Genomic DNA, 23,311 nt, shown 5'->3' on the forward strand with positions numbered 1-23,311 from the left:
ATGTCATTAGCTAAAATAATTTATCTTTATATTTCAGTGTATTGAACGTAGGTAAGGTATTTGTCGCTGGTGCGTTCAGCGCGTAAACCTTACAATCCGGGCCTCAAAAGCGGGGGCTTAGCGTGGAAATGTTTGATGTCATTATTGTCGGCGCCGGCGCCGCAGGACTGTTTTGCGCCGCTCAGGCGGGCCAGCAGGGGTTAAACGTGCTGCTGCTTGATAATGGTAAAAAGCCGGGGCGCAAAATCCTGATGTCCGGCGGCGGGCGCTGCAACTTCACAAATCTTTATATCGAGCCTGCCGCGTACCTGAGCAACAATCCGCATTTTTGTAAATCAGCGCTGGCGCGCTACACCCAGTGGGATTTTATTGACCTGGTGGGGCGTTATCATATTGGCTGGCATGAAAAAACGCTCGGTCAGCTTTTTTGCGACGAATCTGCTCAGCAGATTGTCGATATGCTGTTGAGTGAATGCGATAAGGGCGGCGTTACTGTGCGTATGCGCAGTGAAGTACTAAACACTGAGCGTAGCGAAGCGGGCTATCGTCTGACGCTAAATGGCGGCGTGGTACACGCGCCCGCGCTGGTGATTGCCAGCGGGGGGTTGTCCATGCCCGGCCTGGGGGCATCGCCGTTTGGCTATAAAATTGCCGAGGCGTTCGGCCTGAACGTGCTGCCAACGCGCGCCGGGCTGGTGCCGTTTACGCTACATAAACCGCAGCTTGAGCAGTTGCGGACGTTATCGGGCGTATCGGTGGAAGCAATGGTGAGCGCTGAAAACGGCGTTAGCTTTCGCGAAAATATTCTTTTTACTCACCGCGGCCTTTCCGGCCCGGCGATTTTACAAATCTCCAGTTACTGGCGACCGGGCGAGAAGGTGATAATTAACTTGCTACCGGACCAGGAGGTGGATGCGTTTTTGCAGACTCGGCGTGCCAGCAATCCTGACCAGAGCGTGAAAAACGCGCTGTCTCAGCTATTGCCAAAGCGTCTGGTGGACATTCTACAGGTTACCGGCGATATTCCCGATATCACGTTAAAACAGCTCAGCCCTCGCGATCGGGTCGCAATCGCGCAGCGATTGCACGGTTGGAAAGTGCAGCCGAATGGCACCGAAGGGTATCGTACTGCGGAAGTGACGCTTGGCGGCGTTGACACGCGCGCGCTTTCTTCGCGCACGATGGAAGCGCGGGACGCGCCGGGGTTGTTTTTTATTGGCGAGGTGGTGGATGTAACCGGCTGGCTTGGCGGCTACAACTTCCAGTGGGCATGGAGCTCCGCCTGGGCGTGTGCGCAGGCGTTAGGTGCGCGTAAGCGCGACTAAATGGGTTCGACAATAATATTTTCCGTAAATCCAGCCATAAATTATCCCTTCACCGTTAAGCATTTTCTGGCATTTCGATGATGCCAGGAAATGTCATTACGCATACGTAAAGCACGATACACAAAGCTATCGCCCGTTACGTCTTACGCTTGCCGAAGCGAGCTTAAGCGCGAAATGGTTTTTTAGCGTACCGGCATAACGAAGGTTCAAATAGTCGCCGGAGCGATAAACATTTTGAAAGCATGCGTGGCGACGATGGTGTGCGTTTTTCGTTTTGTTATGAATATCTCTGGCTTTATGACCCGGGGCAGTCGACGCCATTGCGGCGCCCGGTGTTTTGCCGGCGGTTGGATTCTGCTTATTGTTGCCAGACTCACTGGTTGCTTACAGGCATAGTTAAAAAAGCAGCACAGGTGTTTACCTGATATCAATATAAAGATTATTAAATTATTGTGATCTCTGTCAGGTTGATAAGTCGGTTTGAGAAGTATAGCAATACTAAAATCACTGAATTTATATTAAAATAGTTCGGAACGTTCTGTATAATATTTTTTTAATGAAAGAGAAAGTGGAAACTTATATTCTGTGCTGCGCTGAAACTCAGACGATTACTTGCTTTTTTTAAATGAAAATGAATTAGTAATCTTTGTGGGTTGTGTTGAAATATTTTGTGTTTTCGTTGAAAACTAATAATAGCACGATCTTTATAGTAGGCTTAATAATTCCAGTAAAAATAACATGCCGATTGACATAGCGCTATGTCCGGAATTAGCCAGATGAAATAACAAATTGCTTGTTATGTTACAATTATATAACAAATGGGAGATGGAGTTTTCCCTGCGTAAGCGCTACATGCCTTATTGGCTGGGCTTTATGTGGCGTTGACTTTACTTTTCTTTAAGGGATGGCATTTTTTTGTTGTGATGATGTTAATTTTGCGTGTTGAATAAATATGTATTTTGTTTGTGCAACTACTCTGTTACTTATGGAGAATAAAGGAAGGTGGTTTTAATAATGGCGTTAATTATCCACCTGTTTTTTCCTGAAACTATTAATAACAATATGATTTATTAAATCGCCTTGTATATATACGTGGTATGAATCGTATAATTTCTGACTTTCTATATATTCTTAACGCCTTCCATTCGTATTTGCTTTGTGTTATTGATATAAACAACGGGCTTGTTTTTGTGAACTGTATTAAAGTTAATATAGTTTTCGTTCTGAATAGTACGCCCGGATAGCATCGGTGAAGCTGATAACCACCCCCAAAAGATGTCTGATTGTTAGCCGGAAATATTATGGTGACGCGTCCTGTGACATCTGTTTTTTATACTAAAGGAAATTTGTATATGCAGAAACGGAAGTGTAAGGTTTTAAATTTTAACCCTATCGCTGCAACTATTATTCTGTCCCTGCCTGTCGCGGCACATGCTGATATCGTTATGAAAAACGGTAGCGCCGCTATGGCTAATGGCGTACCGGTCATTAATATTAATGGCGCCAATGCGAATGGCATTTCACACAATGTTTATGACCGACTCAATGTCGGTAAAGAAGGTTTGGTTTTCAATAACAGTAAAGATGGCGTCACTTCCCAGTTAGCAGGGCAAATCGCGGGCAACAGCAACCTTTCGGCTGGCGCCGCGAAAGTGATTCTCAATGAAGTCACTTCAAATAACAGAAGCACCTTAAATGGGATGATGGAAGTCGCAGGTGATAAGGCACAACTTATTATTGCTAACCCTAACGGTATAACCTGTGATAGCTGTGGCTTTATTAACGCCGATAAAGCCACGCTGACAACCGGAACACCGGATATGAAGAATGGCCAGCTGCAGGGATATTCGGTTAACGGCGGCACTATCGCCATCAATAACAAAATGGCGAGCGATTCCCCGACTTCAATACTGGCGCGTTCCGTTGCTGTGGCTGGCGAGCTGCGCGCTTCTGGTCAGGATTTGACTATCGTGACTGGAAACAACTACGTCAATACCAGCGATCAGGTAACCGGTTCGGTAACCGCCAGAGGTGGAAGAAATGCCTATAGCCTGGACGTGGCCAGGCTGGGGGGGATGTATGCGGGTAAAATTACGCTGGTAAGCACCGAAAGCGGCGTAGGGGTGCGAAATCAGGGAATTATCTCTGCCGGTAAGGATATCCTGCTGGATGCTAAAGGCAACCTGCTCAATACCAACGCGACCCTGCAGGCAACGGGTAATATCGGTATTAACCTTACCAACGGCATCAATAATGTTACAGGTAAGATCCTGAGTGCAAAATCAATTTCAATTGATACCAACCGTAATAGTATTGATAACTCACTTGCCGGTAATATTATGGCGACGGGTGATATAGGGATCAGCAGCGGTAACTTTAACAACAGGAATGGTAAACTTGCGGCGTCCGGCACTTTAGGCATCAATACTAACAACAATACGCTGACAAACTATGGCCAGGGTAATACGGTGGGTATAGAAGCTGGCGTCGTATTATTGCAAACGGGACAACTTAATAACGAGAATGGTCAGATCAAGGGTTATTATGTTGGCACACAGTCCGCAAGCGTGAATAACAGCAACGCTATTATCGATTCTGTTGGCGATGTCGTCATGTTGAGCAATGGCGACGTGAATAATCGCGGCGGGTTGATTCGTTCTGGTAGTGGTAAGGTGCAGATTGATGCTACCAGAGGGCGTTTAACAAACAGTAGCACCAGAACGGCCGATCTGGACAGTGAAGATTCTAAAGGCATTGTCGCTGGTGACGGCGGTATTCAGATAGCCACGAATTATCTTGCCAACAATGGGCAGATCCAGTCCTCCGGCGATATCGGTATTCAGAGTAATTCGCACATCTCTAACCGGTCGGGAAAAATCATGTCTGTGAAAAGCGTGGCAATTAAGTCTAATACCCTGGATACAGGCACAGGTTCTATTACCACTGAAGAAGGCGGTATTCGCCTCGAAACAACGGGAGCGCTGCAAAATAATATTGGCTGGATTTCTTCACGAGATGATTACGTTCATATCCAGGCTCAGCGCATTGATAACGGTGGTATAATTACCGCTGGCTCCGATATTAATTTGATCTCAGGGTCGAACGTTGATAACAGCTATGGTTTAATTTCCGCCGATCGCAATGTAACGGTCCAGGCGAAAAATAACCTGCAGAATAATAACGGATTGCAATTTGGTAGTGTTAATGGTCGGTACCTCGGCATGGTTGGCCAAAAGGGCGGCATCATCGGGCGGGATTCAGTTGAGATTTCTGCACAAAATGTTTATTCAGAAAACAGCCGCATAATTGCGAATTCCGGAACGCTGAAGCTGAATTCGGATAATAGAATCAATAACCGTAATGGACAATTAGTAGGGCGTGGTGGTTTGTCTTTGGTAGGTAAGCAATTGTCTAATAACTACGGTACTGTATATACAGCTAACAATGCAGATATTAACGTCGAATCATTAGACCTGGCAGCCTCTGGTACTGTTATTAACAACAATGCTAAAGGGCTTATCGTTGCAGATAACGATCTTAATCTCAACGTTAAAAATAGCTTCAGGAACTACGGGTGGATTACCGGCGGTAACAGCGCTAATGTAACTTCGGATAATATTATCTATAACTATAATACTATCCACTCTAAAAATGCGGTTACTGTAGGCGCCAGTTCCGTTTACAACTATAAGGACCTGGTAGGTGAGAAGTCTTTAAATGCGACAGCCCGAAATACCATTTACAATAGCGGCAATTTGTTTAGCTATGGTTTAGCGGATATTAAGGCTAACCGCCTTGAGAATACTGCTGCGGGTCTGCTGGGAGGACGTGAAGGTACGCAAATAGAGGCCTCCAGCCAGACTAATCGCGGTAGAATAGTCGGTTTGTAAGCTGCGTTAGTTAACAGGCAGCACGACGCTGCTGCCTGTTATGCAACGGATGTTGCGAGCAACCCGTGTCTTCTTTACTTACCGTAACGCAATGCGGGCTTTTAAGGGGGAAGTCACGGCTTGTCAGGGCAGACGTTGTACTGGTGTACTAAAGAAGGCGTTAAGCCGTTTAAAGCAATGTATGCCGCTGACAGATTTAGTGTGTAGCCATAGCGGTATTATTAGGGCAGGCGTTCGTCGTGACTTTGACGGGGCTGCATCGTATGGTTTCTTATGATTAACCCCGTTTGGCATGGCTGGCAGTGGAGTAGAGCCATTCATTTTCGTTTCCCCGTATTGAGCAATACCGGATACGTTATTGTTTATGCTCTGCAAAGCGAATTATTAAATAATATTAATGTGCCCGTCAGTAAAGCCACATTCTGACTATGCATTTAAAACATTCAGGAGAACTTATCAAGATAATAAAATAATAACTATCAGCGCTAATTATATTCGTAAAGGATATCGATGTAATAAAGAGCCTTTTAAATATAAGGTTAAAAGGAAAGTTAAAGTTACGCTGATATGTTTTTACTAATGCCGCTAGTATCTTTACTATATATATTAGTAATTCACGCTGATTACGCTTGAAGTTTTCATTAAATTAAATGGCATTGTGGTGCCGGGGCCGCTTTTTTATAGTCAAAATTCTTAATTTGTGTTATTTATGTGTGTATTATCAATCAACGTCAGGGAGAATGCCTGTTTTGTAGTGTTCTTTCTGGTTGACTTTACAATTACAAATCGCGTCAGAAAGTTTAATTACTCTGCTGCGAGGATTTATTGTGGTTGTAATAGCGAGTGTAGTGCATGTATTAATTTCACTAAAGGTCAATGGAAATGAAAAAACGGACGTATAACTTTTTAAAAATTAATCCTATAGCGGCATCAATTATTTTATCGCTACCCCTTGCTGCACATGCTGATATAGTTATGAAAAATGGCGCTTCCGTGATGGCGAACGGCGTGCCGGTCGTAAACATCAACGGAGCCAACGCTAACGGCATTTCGCATAACGTTTACGATAAGCTGAATGTAGGGAAAGAAGGTCTGGTTTTCAATAACAGCAAGGACAGTGTCAACTCCCAGTTGGCAGGGCAAATTGCGGGTAACGGTAATCTTTCGGCAGGCACTGCAAAAGTCATTCTGAACGAGGTTACTTCAAATAATAGAAGCAATCTTAACGGAATGCTGGAAGTGGCGGGTGATAAGGCCCATCTTATCATTGCTAACCCAAGCGGCATCACCTGTGATACGTGCGGGTTTATTAACACTAATAAAGTCACCCTCACTACGGGTACGCCTGACATGAGTAATGGCGAGCTGAAAGGCTATACCGTGAGCGGCGGCGATATTAAGGTTAATAATAAACTGACGAATGATTCTCCCACTGCGATCCTGGCGCGTTCTGTCGCGGTAACTGGCGAAATCCGTACTCCGTCTGATTTAACTATTATCACGGGCACGAATAAGGTTGATACCCAGGACAATGTAACGGCACCGGTAAATGTTAGCTGGTGGGATAGCCTGTGGAAAGAGCAGTACGGTGTGGATGTATCAAAACTTGGTGGTATGTATGCCGGCAAAATTAAGCTGGTCAGTACCGAAAAGGGCGTTGGGGTCAGAAACCAGGGGGTTATTTCCGCTAACAGCGAATTGCAGATTAATGCTAACGGCCAGTTAATTAACTCCAATGCGAGTTTACAATCTTCTGGTAACCTTGATATGCAGCTTGCGGGCAGCCTTGATAACGTTACCGGCAAGATTTCCAGTGGCAAAGCCATTAATATTGATACCAACAAAAACACCATTAATAATTCTCGCTCCGGCAATATTCTGTCTTCTGGCGATATTAATATTGGCAGTGGATATCTTGACAATACCAACGGTAAGATTGCAGGTGCAGGCACTGTAGCCATTAATACTAATAAGGAAAGGTTAAGAAACTACGGTAAGGGCAGCAAAGTTGGCATTAGCGCTAATGTAGTTCTGCTTGACACAGGGCATCTTGAAAACTCTAATGGCCAGATACAGGGCAATTATGTTGCAACGCAGTCTAGCTATGTAAATAATAATAATGGTATGATCGACTCTTATACTGACGTTGTCATGTTGAGTGAAGGTAATACCGATAATACCAGCGGCCTGATTCGTGCAGGTGAAGGTAAAGTTCAGATTGACAGTAGCAGGGGTACGTTGTGGAATAATAAAACCCGGACGCCAGCCGTTGATACCTCTGACTCAAAAGGTATTATTGCCGGTGACGGTGGTATTGAAATAAAATCCAACAAACTTGACAGTAACGGTCAAATCGTTTCTTCCGGTAATATCAGTATCCAGAATTACGACCATGTTTCAAACCGTGGCGGGCAAATTAACTCATCGAATGCTATCTCTATTTCGAGTAAGTCTCTGGATACAGGTACGGGTGCCATTACTGCAATGAACGGTGATGTTAAAATCCTGGCGTTAAATGGCGCCGTGGAAAACAGCATCGGCTGGATTTCCAGCAATGATGGATCTGTAAACATCACAGCCCAGCGTGTTAATAATCAGGGTGGGCTGATTGCCGGCGGTCTGGACGTAAATATCTCGTCTGGCTCAGAAGTTAATAACAGCTATGCATTAATTTCTGCGAAGCGCGACGTTACTATTAATGCCAGAACGGATGTTAAGAACGATCATGGGCTGCAGTTTGGTGCGGAATATGGGCGTTATCTCGGTATGTCTGGCCAGGTAGGCGGCATTATCGGTCAGAATGCGGTTACTATTACCGGTGAGCGTATCCATGCCGATCAAAGCCGCATCATTGCCAATAATGGCGTTTTGTCAATGAATGCCATTGATAGAATTAATAACACTGATGGTCAGTTAGTTGGCCGGGGCGGCGTAGTTATTGATGGCGGCTGGCTGCAAAATAACTATGGCACTATCTACTCTGCGAAAGATACAGATATTAAGGTTAAATGGTTAGATATGGCCAGCTCGGGAGAAATCATTGACAACAATGCGAAAGGTATTATCTCCTCTGATAATAACCTGAAGCTTAATGTCTCTGACAATTTCACAAACTATGGCTGGATCACTGCAGGTAATGACTTGACATTAACCTCAAACAGGACCATTAATAACCACAACACTATTTCCGCAGGGAATACGGTTAACATCAATGCTAATTATGTTAATAATTTCAAGGACATAGTGGCTGATAAAGCGCTTAATGCAACAGTGGCGGACAAGATTTATAATACCGGTAATCTGTTCACTAAAGGCACGGCCAATGTTCAGGCCAGACACATTGAAAACAGGCCTTCTGGTTTAATCGGCGGGCGTGAAGGTACAACTTTAACGACCTCAAAGCTTGACAACAGGGGTTCAATCGTTGGTCTGTAACCGACATTAAAATTAAAGGCGGCAGCCAATGCTGCTGCCTTTTAAATAAAAAATTAATATGAAAAATGAAATTAAGTTACTGGCACTGATTTTAATTTGTTTTAGTACACTGCCGGTTAATGCCCAGGACGACTTAAGCCGTTTTGTTAAGACCCAGGAAGAAATTGATAAGAATACGCGGCATGAAAACCGGGTGTCTAAAAAAGATGTATTTGCAGATAAGAAAGCTGACGGCCCCGGTGAGTTGGTTTTACCGAAGGAAGAGAATTGCTTTGTCATAAATAATATTATACTTGAAGATGATTTCCTGCAGGACAGGAAACTCAATAAGTTACTTTCTCAGGCCGATGGCCAGTGTGTCGGTAGCGAGGGAATTCGGGTTCTGGCAACCTATGTTCAGGATTATATTATTAATGCCGGGTACGTGACGACGCGTGTTGAGGTACCCGATCAGGATTTATCGACAAAACAGCTTCGTTTACGTATTGCAGCGGGAAAGATTAATAAAATTCTCATTACGGGCGGCAACGTCAGGCAGTGGATACTACCTTTTAATCAGGGCGATATCCTGAATTTGAGAGATATAGAACAGGGGTTGGAAGTGCTTCAGCGGATCCCCGGCGTTGATGTTAAAATCAATATTGCTCCTGATGAAAAAATTAACTACAGCGATATTGTTATTAATATGGCGCCAGGGAAAAAGTGGAACCTGCGCACGTGGATGAATAGCTGGGGCGATAAAAGTACCGGTAAGGTACTGGCAGGCGTTGCAGGATATCTTTATAATCAGGCAAGAATGAACGATATTTTTTACACTTCAGTATCGTCTGATGCCTCACGTGGCGACGGTTCATATAAGAACGTAAGCGTTTATTATTCGGTGCCGTGGGGCTACTGGGATTATGAATTATTTTTTAGCAACAGTAAAACCAGCCAGGGCCTCAATATTGAAAAATATAAATTTAACTATGTAGGAAAAAACCGTTATTTAAGCTTCAAAGGCGCCAGAACATTTTACCGCGATCAGAATAAAAAACTTAGCGCCAGCGTGGAGCTAATCAAAAGAGACGTTGCTTACAGGCTTGATGATATAGAGCTGGCGCTACAAAAGCGGGATATGTTCAATACAAAACTGGCGCTACGTTATAAGCAGAATTTCCCGGGAGCCATGTTGGATGGCGCGCTATCCTACCAGCGATTTGTGCCGTGGTTGGGGGCTAAGTATACGCCTGATATGGCGTCGGGGGATGTAAGCCAGCAGAGTCATATTATTAACCTGGATGTCAATTACATTAAGCTATTTAATATTAAATCGCTTAATGGTTATTATGATATGAAGTTTTCGGCGCAGTATTCTCCTGACGCATTAACGTTGCAGGATCAGTTTTCCATTGGCAATCGCTGGAGCGTGAGAGGGTTTGAATACAGCGGCGGGCTTAATGGCAATAAAGGCTTTTATGTACAAAATAACGTCAATTTCGCTACCGGGATCCCGGGGCTGGAGTGGTATGCCGGCGTGGATTATGGGCAAATTGCAGGCGCTGCTAAAGGTGCGTATAGTGATAATAAACTGATGGGGGCTGCAACCGGCTTTAAAGGTAATATAAAATCCTTCTCCTATGATGTTTCTTTATCTACGCCTCTGCTCTACCCTGACGAGTTGGAGGTGGATAAGGCCACTGCCAGTTTTAATGTATCCTGGCAATTATAACTGGTAGGGATGATAATGTTTGTTGGTACGGATATTGTAGAGGTGAATCGCATCAGGGATGCGATTCAACGAGGGAATATGGATTTTCTGCGGCGTGTTTTTACCGAACGGGAAATTTTAAAAATTCGGCTGGAAAATCCTGACTATGAACGCGCGTCCGGTTTTTGGGCAGCGAAAGAATCGATCGTTAAAGCGGTTGGGCTAGGGTTTCGTAACGGTATCCTTTTTCATGATGCTGAAGTCACACATGATGAATACGGTTGTCCCCGGTTTCTGCTGACGGGAAAACTTAAAGAAATACTGGAAGAAAGAAAGTTAACCAAAATAACGCTCAGTATTTCACACTGTCGTACACATGCAGTGGCTGTTACGATTATTGCTTAATAAAGGAATAAGAGCATTAATATGTATAAATATAACGACCTTATCGGCAAGGATGTGCTTGTCACCGGCGCCAGCGGGGATATCGGCCAGGCGATATGCGCAAAATTTCTGGAGCAGGATTGCCGTGTATATGCGCTCTATAAGTCAAACGTCAGCGAACTTGAAACGCTTAAGAGCAGCCACGAACGGGGAAGCAATCTTCACCTGTTGCAGTGCGATCTGGCGGATAGCGACGCGGTTGCCGGGCTGTGCCGCTTTTTGACTGAAAAGGTGAAAAAGCTGGATGTGCTTATCAATAACGCCGGTATCGTTCGCGATAGCCTGTTTGCCTCAATGAGCGTCGAAGATTTCACGACCGTCATTGATACTAACCTTATCGGTACATTTAAGCTGACAAAGGAACTGTTAATGTTGCTGCGCTCATCAGACAGCGCGGCGATTGTCAACGTCGCCTCTATTGCCGCCATTATTCCCAGCGTGGGCCAGAGCAATTACAGCGCTTCTAAAGGCGCGCTGCTGGGCTTTACGCGCACGCTGGCGGCGGAACTTGCGCCGCGCGGCGTGCGGGTTAACGCGGTAGCGCCCGGCATGATTGAATCCAGAATGGTAAAAAAGGTGTCCCGTACCGTGGTGCGTGATGTGCTTTCTTCCATTCCGCTTAAGCGCCTGGGAAAATGTGATGAAGTCGCGAACGCCATTGTGTATCTCAGTTCTTCGGCGTCCAGTTATATTATCGGCCAAACCATCGTCATTGATGGCGGCTTAGTGATGCGGTGATGTATGTCTAAATATGTAATTCCATCCAAAATTTTTCTGGAGATGGGCGGCTGGCGGCAGCCGCTGATTATGGTCGACAGAATTACCGACTTTAAATATGGCGAGAACGGTAACGTTCAGGTCATTAAACATATAACCTATAATGAACCTTATCTTCTGGGACATTTTCCGGAAGATCCCATCATGCCGGGCGTCATGATTTCGGAGATTTTTGGGCAGGCAAGCGAGTATTTCTCTTTCCTTTGCGATATCTGCGATATCTGGCAGAGCCAGCAGGGAGAGGAATTAAAATCGTTGCGTGATATTTATGCGCGTTTGGGCGATGAAAAGATGCGCGAGATTATTCGTACCCGCCGCAGCCAGGTGCGTGGCGTTCTGGCGTCGCAAAACCTTAAATTTAAAGACATTGCTTATCCCGGGGACACGATTGAAGTCACCAGTAAGCTTGCTTTTTCTGACAGCAGCGGTTTTATGCATTACGCGGTGTCGGCGCATGTGGGCAAAAAGCTGATTAGTCAGGGAACAATAATTAATTTTCGGGAAGTTAAATAAATTACACATGGAGCGGAATACATGAGTACCATTAAAGAAAATATTGAAGAACGTAAGGCCGTTTTATATACCATTAAGACGGAGATTATTCAGCGCCTGAATATTCAGAAAGACGTAAACCAGATTGATGATGATACCGCGCTATTTGGCAATGGCCTGAAGCTGGACTCCGTAGACGCCACAGAAATTCTGGTGTTGCTGGATAAAGTTTTCGGTATCCAGGTAAGCGAAAGCGATGATCCTTCTTATATGAGAAGCATCAACAACCTGGCTTCTTTCGTGATTAAAAATCGAAAAAAACATTAATTTTCAATTTAACTTTCAATAGGTTCTGATATGAGCGCGCTTAATAAATTACATACAGCCAATAATGCGAAAATGGGCGTTTATAACGGTAAAACAGTACCGTCTTTACTGAATACTCCGCAAGAGGAATATAAAGCGGTGCGTGAAACGGCGCTGCTGGTTGACTACTCCCATATGTCTATTGTCAGCGTGATGGGCGATGATGCCTGGGCGCTGGTCAATCACTTGTGTTCTGCCGATGTTTCAATCATTCGCGATGAGCAAGGTATGTACTCACTGGTGCTCAATGAAGACGGCACCGTCTGGGGCGATGTGTATGTATTGTGCACCGATGAGGGCTATTACATACTTTCTGAAAACCTGCCTGCGGACGAAATTGTTGCGCGCCTGAACGCTATTCTTGAAAATGCAGATGAGCTCGACATCGAGGAAACGCCGGAAATCAGCGTGATGGATGACCAGAACTGGGGAGCGGTACTGGTCGAAGGGCCTTACTCCTGGGAAGTGCTGTCTGATATCTATGGCTTTGACATCATCGGCCTGCCGTACCACGAATATATGAATACCGATGACGGCCTGATGGCGTTCCGCTGCGGTAAACATGGTGAATTCGCCTATCTGCTGATCGGCGATCGGGATGCCCTGGCGAATGTCTGGACGCAGTTGCTGGAATGTGGCGAAAAGTTCAACCTCAAGGCCGGCGGCCTTAGCTATCAGGATATTGTGCGCGTTGAAAACCCATGCTGGGAAGCTTCAATCTATGCCGATTATTCCCGCAGCCCGGTTGAGTTGCAAATGCAGTGGGCCGTACAGTACGACAAAGAAGATTTTATAGGTAAAGATGCGGTTGTCGCGCTCTCCGGCGAAGGTTCATCGCGTAAACTGGTCGGTATCGTGCCGGTTGCTGAGTGTCAGGGGATTGCCTCTGATGATAAAGTGCTGGTTGATGGCGTAGAAGTAGGCACTATCGTGAAGGGCGTTTATTCCCCTGCTCGTCAGTCGTTTATCGCTCTGGCATTGATCGACAGCGAATATGCTTACTCTGATATCGATGGTTTTTCTGTTCAGACGCAAAATGGCCCTGTAGCAGCGAAAACAAATAGTGTTCCGTTCCTTTATAACTTCAGTATGCTGGTTAGCCCTACCGAGCACAGTTATATCGATGCCGCTAAGCCTAAGAGCGCGCTGTAATATTTTTACGTTGATAAGTTGCTCGTTTGACAGCGCCTGGTTTGAAACACAACGCAATAACGCGTAATTGTGTATCAGGCCAGGCCTGCGCCGTATTGTTCTTACTATTCCCGGCGCCAGAAATAATAATTTAATGGATTAGAAATGAAGACGAACAGGAAAAGAGTTGTTATTACCGGTATGGGAATTTTATCCTCCCTGGCCGATAGCCTCGGTGGATTTAAGCAGGCGCTGTTGAATAAAACCTGCGGTGTTGCCGACAGCGAACGTTTCTCTAAATGGTTTGATAACGCGCGTGCCGCTGAAGTATTACACGATATAGATTATTCAGATATCCCGGCCGATATTGTTGAAGCTCTCGATAATGCCGCGCTGTGGGCTTATAAAGTCAGTAAAGATGCGTTGCAGCAGGCGGGCCTGGAAAAGAATACAGCCTGCCTGGATGAAACGGGCATGATTGTCGGCGTCTCGTCTGCGGGAACGGAAGCCTTCCTGCCGCTGTTTGAACAGCGTATTCAGGATTTTTCTCTAAAAAAAGCCATGTATTCCGGCGGTTTTGCTTCCTGCTGCTCCAGCGTTTCGACGCTACTGGGCCTTAAGGGCGGCGTTGAGCTGGTGGCGACGGCCTGTACTGCCAGCCCTAACGCGGTTGGCATGGCGTATGACTATATCCAGAACGGCAAGAGTAAAACCATGCTGGCAGTCGGTACCGAACCTATCTATCTGCCGACGTTTGCCGGTTTCTACGCGCTGAACGTCATGCATGAAGATTCGTGCACGCCATTTTCCGGGCATTCAGGTATGTCTATTGGCGAAGGCGCAGGTGCGGTAGTACTCGAAGAGTATGAACATGCGGTTGCGCGTGGGGCGACTATTTACGGTGAAATCCTTGCCTACGCGACCTCCTGCGACGCCTATCACGAAACCGGGCCCGATCCGCGTGCAGGCGGCGCCGTGCAGGTTATGCTCAAAGCGATGCAGAATGCGGGCGTAACGCCTGAGCAAATTGACTATGTGAACGTACACGGTACGGGAACGGAGGCTAACGACCGTATCGAAACGCTGGCGATGAAGAAAGTGTTTCCTGATGCGGAAAAGATGCCGGTAAGTTCCACGAAATCTTTCTTTGGCCATAACATCGGCGCCGCGGGTATCGTCGAACTGATTGCCTGCCTGGTGACGCTGCCGGAGAAGAAGCTGCTGCCGACACTGAAGTTCGGCGTTCCGCGCCCTAACTGCGATCTGGACTATGTGCCGAACGCATTTCGGGAGAAGGATGTCGGCATCTTCATGAAAAATAACTACGCATTCGGCGGTAATAACTGCTGCATGATCGTTAGCATGCGTCCCGGCGCTACGCCGCAAACCACCTATGATGCTAAGCGCGTCGCCATTTCTGGCTTCGGCGCGGTGTCGGCTATCGGCCATACCTTCAACGAGATACTGGAGTATATCTGGGCCCGCGATAAGCAGCCGGTGGCGCTGAGCGAAGTGAAATTTTATGACGATACGCTGGAGGAGGCGCATGAACTGCTGGCAACGCTGACTGAAACGCGCCAGTTTGAAGCCCTGCTGGGCGGGGAATTTACCATTAACGACAGCGCGCTGCCGGAAAATGACGTTAACTTTAAAACCTTCCAGGTGACGAATCTTGAGCCTCGCAAGCACCTGCGCCGCTTCGATCCGCGCAAGGCAACCCGCGGCGGCACATTTGCCTTGATCGCGCTGGCTGAAGCGCTGGGCAGCGCAAAGCGTAAAATTAAAAAAGACGGCGACGAGCTGGGTATGGTGATGGGTATGTCCCGCGGCCCGCAGGAAACGACGTATAAATACCTGCAAAGCCTCAAGCCCGATCCGCGTAAAGTGCGCACCTCGGAATTCCCCGGCTCCCTGATGAACTCAATCGCCACATTTTGCGGTATCTCTGAGGGCATTAAAGGTTATACCACCACGCTTGCGACCGGTGAAAACGCCGCGCTCGGCGCGCTGACCTATGGGTATGAGATAGTACGCCAGCAGCTTCAGCCTCAGGTGCTGGTGGGCGGCGCGGACGAATACTTCCCGTCGATGTCGTTATATATGGATGCGGTTACGCAGAAGATCCACAGAACCGCCGAAGCATGTGACTACCAGATTTACGGCCAGAACCCGAAAGGCTTCGTGCCGGGCGAAGGCGCCTGCATGCTGCTGCTTGAAGATCCTGACGCAGCCAAGGCGCGCGGCGTAGACGTTTTGGCCGAAATTGCCGGTTATGGCAAATCTAACAGCAACAGTTATTTTGACGCTACGCAGTTGAGTGAAAAAGCCGAAGCAATGGCGCTGGCCATTGCCCGGGCCTTTGCCGATGCCGGTATTACCGCAAAAGAAATTGATTTGGTGTGTGGCACCAGCAACGGCGCGGATGCCAGCACGCAGGTAGAGCTGGAAGCCATCTGGCAGACGTTTGGGCAGGCAAACCCCCGGGTGCCCGTGGTGAACTACAACGCGTATTTCGGTTTTGTGGAGTCGTCCGCAGGTCTGATGAACCTGGCGGTGCTGGTAGATTGTATTAAGAAACAGGCCGTACCGGCTATTCCGTACACCGAAGCGTTTTGCGACGAACGCATAAACTTCGTGAGCGCGCCGCTGCAAACTACTCTTCGCAACGTGCTGCTGACAGGCGCAACAGAAGGCGGCAACTACTACGCATTCATCATCAGGGGCTGACTTTGTGGAAAACGCGACGATTCTTTCGGGCTACAGCGTGCGCCTGGCCTATGCCGAAGACAGCGAGGCGTTAATCGATAACCTTCGCTGCGGCGGGCGCGTTGAAAAAACGTACTGGTTTGACACGGACGCAGTAGCCATTCGGTGTGGATTAAAAGGAAATAAATTCACAGCCAGATTACCCATTAAAAATGATGATGTGTTTGATGGGATCTGCGAGACGATCGATCGCGCGCTTGACAAGGCAATGCTGGATAAGCGTTGCCTTGCCGGGGATAACGTGCGGGTCTATCTGACCGGGCTTGGGCCGCGCGTGGATGTTATTGATTATGCGGCGTTTTATGACCATAACGATATCGAAGACGTTACCCTCACAAAATCCGTACAGAATCTTCATGCGTCTAAAATGTCGCAGGATAAGCTGGCTGCGGATATTGCGAAGCGCTACAGCCTTAAAACGCTACCGCCGAATATGCACTGTACCAGCAATTCTTCGCTGTCCGCCGTACACCTGGGGTGCCAGGCTATCGGCAGCGGCGGCGTCGATGTAGTGCTGGTGGTGAACTGTTCACAAATCAAAACGCAGGATATCTATTTTCTTGAGAGCCAGTCGATGCTTGATAGTGTAGAGGTACAACCGTTTGGCGAGGACAGCAAAAGCGTGCTGTTTGCTGAAGGATTCTGCGCGGTGGTGCTGGAAAGCGCGCGTCATCGAGCCGCGCGTCAGTTGGCAGGCGGTATTCGCCTTACGTCTACCTATGCGCAGATTAGCGCCGGGCGCAGCAATGATGCGGCGCAATTGAGCGCTAATCTTCTCAAAGTGATGAATAAAGCGCTTGAAAAGGCGGGAGTGGGGTGCGATAGCCTGTGTGCCGTTATTCCACACGCTAACGGTTCTGAAACCAGCGACAAAGCCGAGGCGTTGGCGATCGCCTCCCTGCTGAGCGAGCAGTCTGTGCCTGTGCTTGCCTATAAAGGCCAGATTGGTTACACCACAACCGGTTCCGGCATCGTTGATTTAATTATTGGTCAACATACTCTAAGCCACGGCGAGTTGCTGTCACCCGTAGGGACAATGGCTATTCGTGAAAACGTAGCGCAGCACGTGCTGTTGAATAAAGGTGTGGTGAAGCACAATAAGCATCATCTCTTAAAAATGGGGCTGGGCGTCGATGGCTCCATCGTCGGGATGGTGATGTCCGATACCAGTGCAGTAAACGGATAGGGAAATCAGGATGTATTTATCGACATTCGCCATGGCTGAGCCGGATGAAAGCGTTTGTTTTTTTTATCCGGGTTGGCTGAATGTGTGGGAATCCCACATGTATAACCGGTCGTTAAAATCGACCGGCGCCCACGGCTGGGGATTTAAACGCTTTGGCACTACGCAGGAAGGGTATGCCAGAGAGATAATCCGCACGCCGCTTTATAAAAAATACCTTGATGTAATGGATCAGGTCTGCGATAGCGCGCTACAGCAGATGAATGCTAAAGCACGTATGCAATTGATGAAAGCGCGCACGGCGTTTATTTACGTTGATGCGTGGGGGGAGTCCGGGCCGTTCGAGAATATCTCCAGTGCGTTGCATACGGCCATGATCGACACCTTGCCGAAGAACCTGGTAAAGAAATTCTCGGTAAAAGATTTCACTTGTAAAATTCGCGGTGAAAAGCAGTCTCTGGTGCAGGCAATGAAAGTCGCTCAGGACTATCTTGACTGGGATATCTTTGATTTTGTGGTGATTTGTGCCGCTTACCGCGCGGTACCGGTGCTGGTGATGTCTGAAGAGGATATTCCTCGCAGCAGGCGCGAGCGCCATAAAGATATTAAAATGAACCTCTGCGTTGAGCGCGTTGGCTGCTTTATTTTCAGCAACCGCGAGGGCGGAATGCAGGTGGAGTGCGGCGGCTATATCACGCCGGCCAACGATGATGCGCTGCGCGCGAGTCTGCTGGCAGCCGGTAACGATATCGACCTGTTTGCCTATACCGGCTTGCGCAAGTGCGAGCCGGTGCAGGCGCTTATCGACCGCCGCCATACGGCCGCGCCGCATGCGGTTAACCTTGTGGATATGTACGGCGCCAGCGGCTGTCTCTCTCCGGCGCTGGGCTGGGTTTATCTGACGCAGCATGCCGGTTCGTCGGGAAAAATGAGAACGCTCGTACCCGATAATTTTGGCGGCTACGCCTGTTTTGATACCCGATATTAGCGCCAGATTATGGAAAGACATTATGGCAAATAACATTAAGGAACTGCCGGCAATACTGCTGATGAATATTTACAAAAGCTATGGGCTGGGCGAGAACAAAGTCGATGCGCTAAAAAATATTAATCTTGAAATTGCAAAAGGGGAGTTTCTCGCGCTATGCGGCCCGTCAGGTAGCGGAAAAAGCACCTTGTTGAATATCCTGTCCGGCATTGATAAACCCAGCGCCGGAACGGCGATATTTCTTGATAAAGCGCTTAACGATCTTAATGAAAATCAGCTTTCCGTTGTTCGAAGCCGTCACCTTGGATTTATTTTCCAGTTTTTTAATTTGATTCCGGTGCTCAGCGCGTTTGATAACGTTTATTATCCGCTGATTCTTAACGGGAACTACAACAAGAAAACGGCGAAGCAGCAGGCGCTGCATTATCTTGAAAGCGTCGGCATTGGCGCGCTTGGCGAACGTAAACCCGGTCAGCTTTCCGGCGGCCAGCAGCAACGCGTGGCGATCGCCCGTGCGCTGGCCCATGAGCCGCAGGTGGTGGTGGCCGATGAGCCGACCGGCAACCTGGATCTGGCGACGGGTGAAGCCATTTTGGATCTGCTGATGAAAATCAACGAAGAAACAAAAACCACGTTTATTGTTTCGACGCACTCCACGCAGCTCAAGGATCGCGCGCGGCGCGTCATAGAAATCAAGGATGGGGAAATAATCTATGACTCGGTTCAATAAGTTTGCGTTGGCGCTGGGGATGGCGCTGGCTTTCTCAGCGGCAGCGGGCGCGCCGGAAGTAGAAACCGTATTGCAAAGGGGATTCCCAACACAGGCGAGCGAACTGGTAAAAACGACCAATAAGCTGCACAGCGAGTACAAAAAACAGAATAATGTGTCGTCACTGGTTTTTTATTCTTATGGAATGCTGCGCCTGGCGAACCATTATAAATCCGTGAACGATGTGGTTAACGCCTCTGAATACGCCAAGCTGGGCTTTTTCTGGCTTGATGAAGCTGTGGATTCTCATGAAAACGACGCGCGGGTACGCTACTTACGCATGCGCATTGACGCCTACTTACCAGAGGAGCTGGGCCGCTGCGTTGTTGCGTTAAATGACGCGAATATTTTGCTCAGGCAAAAGGAAACCTGGAGTGACGAAATAGTGGCGCATATTAATTTCATGCGCTACCGGGCGCTGTTGAGCTGTAAAAAAGACAAGCAGGCGGCCGGGTTGCTGGAGGCTATGAAAAACGGCGGCGCCGTTCAGGCCAGATTGCTGGCGCTGGGCAACGGCACGCCGGAATGGGACGCCAGCGAAGTCACTCAGATTGTTATGCCATTGGTGAAGGGTGAATAAATGACGAGTGGGATGTTATTAACCGGCATCGCCGTTTTACTGATTGCAGGGTTTTTACTCTGGTGTGTGGTTTGTAAAACGCAGGATGTGAAGTTCGCTTTTTTGAATCTGTTTCGCCATAAGCGGCGCTCGTTCTCCACTATCGCCGCCATTATACTCGGAGGGGTTGCGATATTTCTGTATGGTGGTTTTATTAATTATTCGTTCTGGATACTAAAAGAGCAGACGGTCAGAACCAATATTGGACACTTGCAGATTTACGATAAGAGCTATTTCGAGACCTCGAATAAAAGCAAAAGTATTATCAATAATTACGATGCGCTGAAGGCGGATATCCTCAATGACGGCGATCTGGCGGAATATATTTCGACCATTTCCGGTCAACTGGAGTTTACCGGTGTGATATCGCAATATGAAAACGAGACCTCCAGCTATTTTTCCGGATTAGGCGTGGAGCCGCTACCGGCGCTGAAGCTCGGTTCGTTCGATAAGCTGATTTCCGGCAGCGATCTTTCGCGTATTAAGCAGGATGAGGCTACGCTGGGCAGCGGCCTGGCAAGAACGTTGAACGCCCGCTATGGAGACTGGCTGGATGTGTTGGTTGTCAACGCACAGGGGGGACAGGGGGCGCTGTCGCTCAGGCTGCGCGGTATATTTGAATCCGGCATTAAAGATTATGACGATGTGGCGATGAAGATCCCGCTGCAAACGGCGCAGCGTATGATGAATACCAATGGCGTGAGCAAGTTTGTGATCCTCTTAAAAAATGATGCCGACCTGCCGGAATTTACTGCAAAGCTTGAAAAGTTTATCGCAGATAAACGCCTGCCGCTTATCGTTAAAGACTGGAAAACGCTCTCCCTGTTTTATCAGCAGGTCGAAGGGCTGCTGTCGGGGATCTATTTCTTCATTAAAACGATCGTTGCGCTGATTGTGATTTTTATGATCGGCAACGCAATGACGATGAATATCGTGGAGCGCACCCGGGAGATAACCACGCTCAGGGCGATTGGCCTGCGGCCCGGCCACGTTACCCGGCTTTTTCTGCTGGAAGGCATCTTTATCGGCGTTGTCGGCGCGCTGGGCAGTTTGCTTATCGGCTATGCCATAGCCTGCGTCATTAATCTTAACGGGATTGCAATGCCGCCTTCGCCGGGGCAGACCCAGGGCTACACCGCATTTATTAAAACCAATAGCGTTGAGCTTATCTGGATAACGCTGGTTTTACCGGTGCTTACGGCATCGCTGGCCTCGGTGCTGCCTGCGGTACGCGCAGCGAAGCTCAATATTTCGGACGCATTTAAATTTGTATAAGGAAATCAGCATGAAAGTCCGTATCGTTTTGTTGTTGCTGCCTTTTCTGATGCTTGTCGGGCCAGCCCGGGCCGATACTCAGGATGCGCAGGCGCTGGAAATTATCCGTCGGGCGGATGAAGTGCGTTCGCCGAACAAACCGTTTCGCTATACCGTGACCGTACAGGAATACAAATCGGGCGCCGTTCAGCCGACCAATAAACAGGTGCTGGACGTATCGATGCGTTTTCTAAAGCCTGAGAACGGCATGCCGGCGGACGCCCGTTCGCTGGCGCGCTTCATCTATCCGCCGCGCGATAAAGGCAAAATACTCCTCTCTGACTGGTATGATTTGTGGCTTTATACGCCGGATCTTCGCCGCCCCATTCCCATTTCCCGTTCGCAGCGGCTGCTGGGGCAGATCTCTAACGGCGATGTCATTGTCACTAACTTTGAATATGCCTATAACGCAACGCTTCAGGGGGAGGAGACCTGCGCGAACGCTACCTGTTATCGTCTGGCGCTGGTGCGAAAATCGCCGGAAGTGACTTACCCGAAAATAACCTATCTGGTGGAAAAAGATAGCTATCGCCCGTTTAAAGCCGTGTATTACTCGCTGGATGACAGGCCGCTTAAAGAGGTGACTTACCACGATTTCAAACCGCTACTTGGTAAAGTGCGCCCGGCTAAAATTGTCGTGACCGATACGCGTCACGGTAGCGGCTATTCCGTAATGGAATACAGCGACGTCAGGTTTGAATCCCTGCCGCTGTCAAATTTTACCAAGGAATATATTCAGCGGGGTGGCAATTGAGGTATTTGCCTGTACTGCCTGGACTGCTGGCGCCTTTGCCGTTACTGGCGACCTGTCTGTCCACGCCCGATGTGGTGGTATTTGGGCAAATGTCTTATGTAAACAAACGGCCGTCGCTGTGGAAGATCGACGGTAAAAACCCCTATACCGGCCGCAATACGTTTAACGACATTGCCGTAAAATACGCGGACAGTTGCCAGGTGATTGAAAACAAACTCAACGTGGATATAGCGTTGTACGGGCTGGCCTACTATTCATACCGTGACGCCGGAGCGTTTGAAAAAGATGACAACCGCACGCGGGTGCTGCTTGACCGGTTTCGGGTTTCTTACAATGTATCCTCCAGCGTCAGGCTGGATGTAGGGAAAATCCGTACGAAGCAGGGGCTTTTTTATCTTAAATCCCCATCAAATCTGTTAGCAGGATATTACGCCGGTTTCAAAACGACACGTATTTACGATCCGTCCATGAAGCAGAGCTATTTTGAATCATTCTGGGGAGCGACGCTCGCGCAGGATACGCAAAATTATTCGCTCTCATTAACCGTTGCGCCGAAACTAACCGATATTGATAAGCGCTACGAATCATCCAGTAACTGGTCGGCATCGAGGCGCGCGAATGCGCGCGAGCGTTACCTGTTGACGTATACGGACTACCGTATGGATAAGCATACGCCCTCGGTGAATCTGTTGCTCGGCGACGCCCGTTCTGTTGCGATATCAAACAGCTATTACTGGACGCCGCAGTTTGTTATTAACGCCGGGATGGCATGGCACGATCGCCAGCAGTGGCGACACATGGATGGGGATAAAGCGCGAATGGTGGAGCGTTACGCTTTTCCTTCCGAACTTTACGGCATTCGTAAAAAGAACGGCGTGGAGCTGGCGCTGGGGATGCAATATACCACCGATCGATTCAGCCAGCTTGGCCTCGAATACTATTTTCAGAGCGAAGGGTATTCTTCCGGACAATGGCGTCAGCAGACGGATTTAGTGAAATTCCTGAATCAGCGAACTAATTACGCGCCGCTGGATCAAGCGTTTGACGCCTACAAGTATCTGATGGCGTCGGAAAATTATAATGCTTCCAGTAAAGGTAGCCTGCTGGGCAAGCATTATATTAACGGTTGGGCCAGTTTACTGTTGGCGGATCGCTCCGTGATACAGCCTTATGCTGTGCTGAATATGGTTGATGCCAGCGCGATGCTGGGCATTCATTATAACAAGCCGCTCGATCGGCTTGATAAAAAACTTGACGTTTATACCGGGGTATATACCGCTCTGGGCAGCAAACATTCCGAATTCGGCCTGTTTGGCGAAGCGGTTGGAACTTATTTAGGCTTTAAATATCATTTTTAAGGTTTTTAAT

17 protein-coding genes are annotated in these 23,311 nt (G+C 48.0%); all 17 read left to right on the forward strand.

The window, feature by feature from the left end; all coding sequences use genetic code 11:
• The first annotated feature begins 122 nt into the window (after nt 1-122).
• Nucleotides 123-1,325, forward strand: a complete 1,203-nt coding sequence (locus JJB97_RS08000) for a BaiN/RdsA family NAD(P)/FAD-dependent oxidoreductase (protein ID WP_238713505.1) — start codon at nt 123-125, stop codon at nt 1,323-1,325.
• A gap of 1,301 nt (nt 1,326-2,626) precedes the next feature.
• The gene (locus tag JJB97_RS08005; protein WP_238713506.1) at nt 2,627-5,215 is read left to right on the forward strand and encodes a two-partner secretion domain-containing protein; all 2,589 of its coding nucleotides are present in this window, start codon (nt 2,627-2,629) and stop codon (nt 5,213-5,215) included.
• A gap of 882 nt (nt 5,216-6,097) precedes the next feature.
• On the forward strand, nt 6,098-8,650 hold the full coding sequence (locus tag JJB97_RS08010) for a two-partner secretion domain-containing protein (RefSeq protein WP_238713507.1): 2,553 nt from the start codon (nt 6,098-6,100) through the stop codon (nt 8,648-8,650).
• A gap of 58 nt (nt 8,651-8,708) precedes the next feature.
• Nucleotides 8,709-10,361 (forward strand): ShlB/FhaC/HecB family hemolysin secretion/activation protein, encoded by a 1,653-nt coding sequence (locus tag JJB97_RS08015; RefSeq protein ID WP_238713508.1) that lies wholly within the window; start codon nt 8,709-8,711, stop codon nt 10,359-10,361.
• A 15-nt stretch (nt 10,362-10,376) separates the two neighbouring features.
• Entirely contained in the window at nt 10,377-10,745 is a 369-nt protein-coding gene (gene acpS, locus JJB97_RS08020; RefSeq protein ID WP_238713509.1) for a holo-ACP synthase, read from the forward strand.
• 21 nt (nt 10,746-10,766) lie between these two features.
• Entirely contained in the window at nt 10,767-11,522 is a 756-nt protein-coding gene (locus tag JJB97_RS08025) for an SDR family oxidoreductase (protein WP_238713510.1), read from the forward strand.
• Nucleotides 11,523-11,525: 3 nt separating this feature from the next.
• A complete protein-coding gene (locus JJB97_RS08030) occupies nt 11,526-12,074 on the forward strand; it encodes a hotdog family protein (protein ID WP_238713511.1) in 549 nt (182 codons plus the stop codon).
• Between the two features lie 21 nt (nt 12,075-12,095).
• Complete coding sequence (locus tag JJB97_RS08035; protein ID WP_238713512.1) at nt 12,096-12,380, forward strand: phosphopantetheine-binding protein; 285 nt, start codon at nt 12,096-12,098, stop codon at nt 12,378-12,380.
• A 30-nt stretch (nt 12,381-12,410) separates the two neighbouring features.
• Complete coding sequence (locus JJB97_RS08040) at nt 12,411-13,571, forward strand: aminomethyltransferase family protein (protein ID WP_238713513.1); 1,161 nt, start codon at nt 12,411-12,413, stop codon at nt 13,569-13,571.
• Nucleotides 13,572-13,715: 144 nt separating this feature from the next.
• Nucleotides 13,716-16,277 (forward strand): beta-ketoacyl-[acyl-carrier-protein] synthase family protein, encoded by a 2,562-nt coding sequence (locus tag JJB97_RS08045; protein ID WP_238713514.1) that lies wholly within the window; start codon nt 13,716-13,718, stop codon nt 16,275-16,277.
• Nucleotides 16,278-16,281: 4 nt separating this feature from the next.
• Entirely contained in the window at nt 16,282-17,502 is a 1,221-nt protein-coding gene (locus JJB97_RS08050; RefSeq protein WP_238713515.1) for a beta-ketoacyl synthase N-terminal-like domain-containing protein, read from the forward strand.
• Between the two features lie 10 nt (nt 17,503-17,512).
• Nucleotides 17,513-18,487 (forward strand): ATP-binding protein, encoded by a 975-nt coding sequence (locus tag JJB97_RS08055; protein ID WP_238713516.1) that lies wholly within the window; start codon nt 17,513-17,515, stop codon nt 18,485-18,487.
• A gap of 22 nt (nt 18,488-18,509) precedes the next feature.
• Nucleotides 18,510-19,217, forward strand: coding sequence for an ABC transporter ATP-binding protein (locus JJB97_RS08060; RefSeq protein WP_238713517.1), 708 nt, complete (start codon nt 18,510-18,512; stop codon nt 19,215-19,217).
• Nucleotides 19,201-19,836 carry a hypothetical protein gene (locus JJB97_RS08065; protein WP_238713518.1) on the forward strand — a complete coding sequence of 212 codons (636 nt, stop codon included), beginning with the start codon at nt 19,201-19,203 and terminating at the stop codon, nt 19,834-19,836. The genes JJB97_RS08060 and JJB97_RS08065 overlap by 17 nt, the downstream gene beginning before the upstream one ends.
• Nucleotides 19,837-21,150, forward strand: a complete 1,314-nt coding sequence (locus JJB97_RS08070) for an ABC transporter permease (RefSeq protein WP_238713519.1) — start codon at nt 19,837-19,839, stop codon at nt 21,148-21,150.
• A gap of 49 nt (nt 21,151-21,199) precedes the next feature.
• Nucleotides 21,200-21,943, forward strand: a complete 744-nt coding sequence (locus JJB97_RS08075) for an outer membrane lipoprotein-sorting protein (RefSeq protein ID WP_399198297.1) — start codon at nt 21,200-21,202, stop codon at nt 21,941-21,943.
• The gene (locus JJB97_RS08080) at nt 21,940-23,301 is read left to right on the forward strand and encodes a hypothetical protein (RefSeq protein ID WP_238713521.1); all 1,362 of its coding nucleotides are present in this window, start codon (nt 21,940-21,942) and stop codon (nt 23,299-23,301) included. The genes JJB97_RS08075 and JJB97_RS08080 overlap by 4 nt, the downstream gene beginning before the upstream one ends.
• The last annotated feature ends 10 nt before the right edge of the window (nt 23,302-23,311 follow it).

Source organism: Tenebrionibacter intestinalis (genome assembly GCF_016632365.1).
Taxonomy (GTDB): Bacteria; Pseudomonadota; Gammaproteobacteria; order Enterobacterales; family Enterobacteriaceae; genus Tenebrionibacter; species Tenebrionibacter intestinalis.

What these genes read in the sequence shown, in the direction of transcription:
- JJB97_RS08040 (WP_238713513.1), top strand. Translation starts at nt 12,411, where the DNA reads ATGAGCGCGCTTAATAAATTACATACAGCCAATAATGCGAAAATGGGC.
- JJB97_RS08035 (WP_238713512.1), top strand. Translation starts at nt 12,096, where the DNA reads ATGAGTACCATTAAAGAAAATATTGAAGAACGTAAGGCCGTTTTATAT.
- JJB97_RS08070 (WP_238713519.1), top strand. Translation starts at nt 19,837, where the DNA reads ATGACGAGTGGGATGTTATTAACCGGCATCGCCGTTTTACTGATTGCA.
- JJB97_RS08015 (WP_238713508.1), top strand. Translation starts at nt 8,709, where the DNA reads ATGAAAAATGAAATTAAGTTACTGGCACTGATTTTAATTTGTTTTAGT.
- JJB97_RS08075 (WP_399198297.1), top strand. Translation starts at nt 21,200, where the DNA reads ATGCTTGTCGGGCCAGCCCGGGCCGATACTCAGGATGCGCAGGCGCTG.
- JJB97_RS08055 (WP_238713516.1), top strand. Translation starts at nt 17,513, where the DNA reads ATGTATTTATCGACATTCGCCATGGCTGAGCCGGATGAAAGCGTTTGT.
- JJB97_RS08045 (WP_238713514.1), top strand. Translation starts at nt 13,716, where the DNA reads ATGAAGACGAACAGGAAAAGAGTTGTTATTACCGGTATGGGAATTTTA.
- acpS (WP_238713509.1), top strand. Translation starts at nt 10,377, where the DNA reads ATGTTTGTTGGTACGGATATTGTAGAGGTGAATCGCATCAGGGATGCG.
- JJB97_RS08065 (WP_238713518.1), top strand. Translation starts at nt 19,201, where the DNA reads ATGACTCGGTTCAATAAGTTTGCGTTGGCGCTGGGGATGGCGCTGGCT.
- JJB97_RS08030 (WP_238713511.1), top strand. Translation starts at nt 11,526, where the DNA reads ATGTCTAAATATGTAATTCCATCCAAAATTTTTCTGGAGATGGGCGGC.
- JJB97_RS08005 (WP_238713506.1), top strand. Translation starts at nt 2,627, where the DNA reads ATGGTGACGCGTCCTGTGACATCTGTTTTTTATACTAAAGGAAATTTG.
- JJB97_RS08010 (WP_238713507.1), top strand. Translation starts at nt 6,098, where the DNA reads ATGAAAAAACGGACGTATAACTTTTTAAAAATTAATCCTATAGCGGCA.
- JJB97_RS08060 (WP_238713517.1), top strand. Translation starts at nt 18,510, where the DNA reads ATGGCAAATAACATTAAGGAACTGCCGGCAATACTGCTGATGAATATT.
- JJB97_RS08025 (WP_238713510.1), top strand. Translation starts at nt 10,767, where the DNA reads ATGTATAAATATAACGACCTTATCGGCAAGGATGTGCTTGTCACCGGC.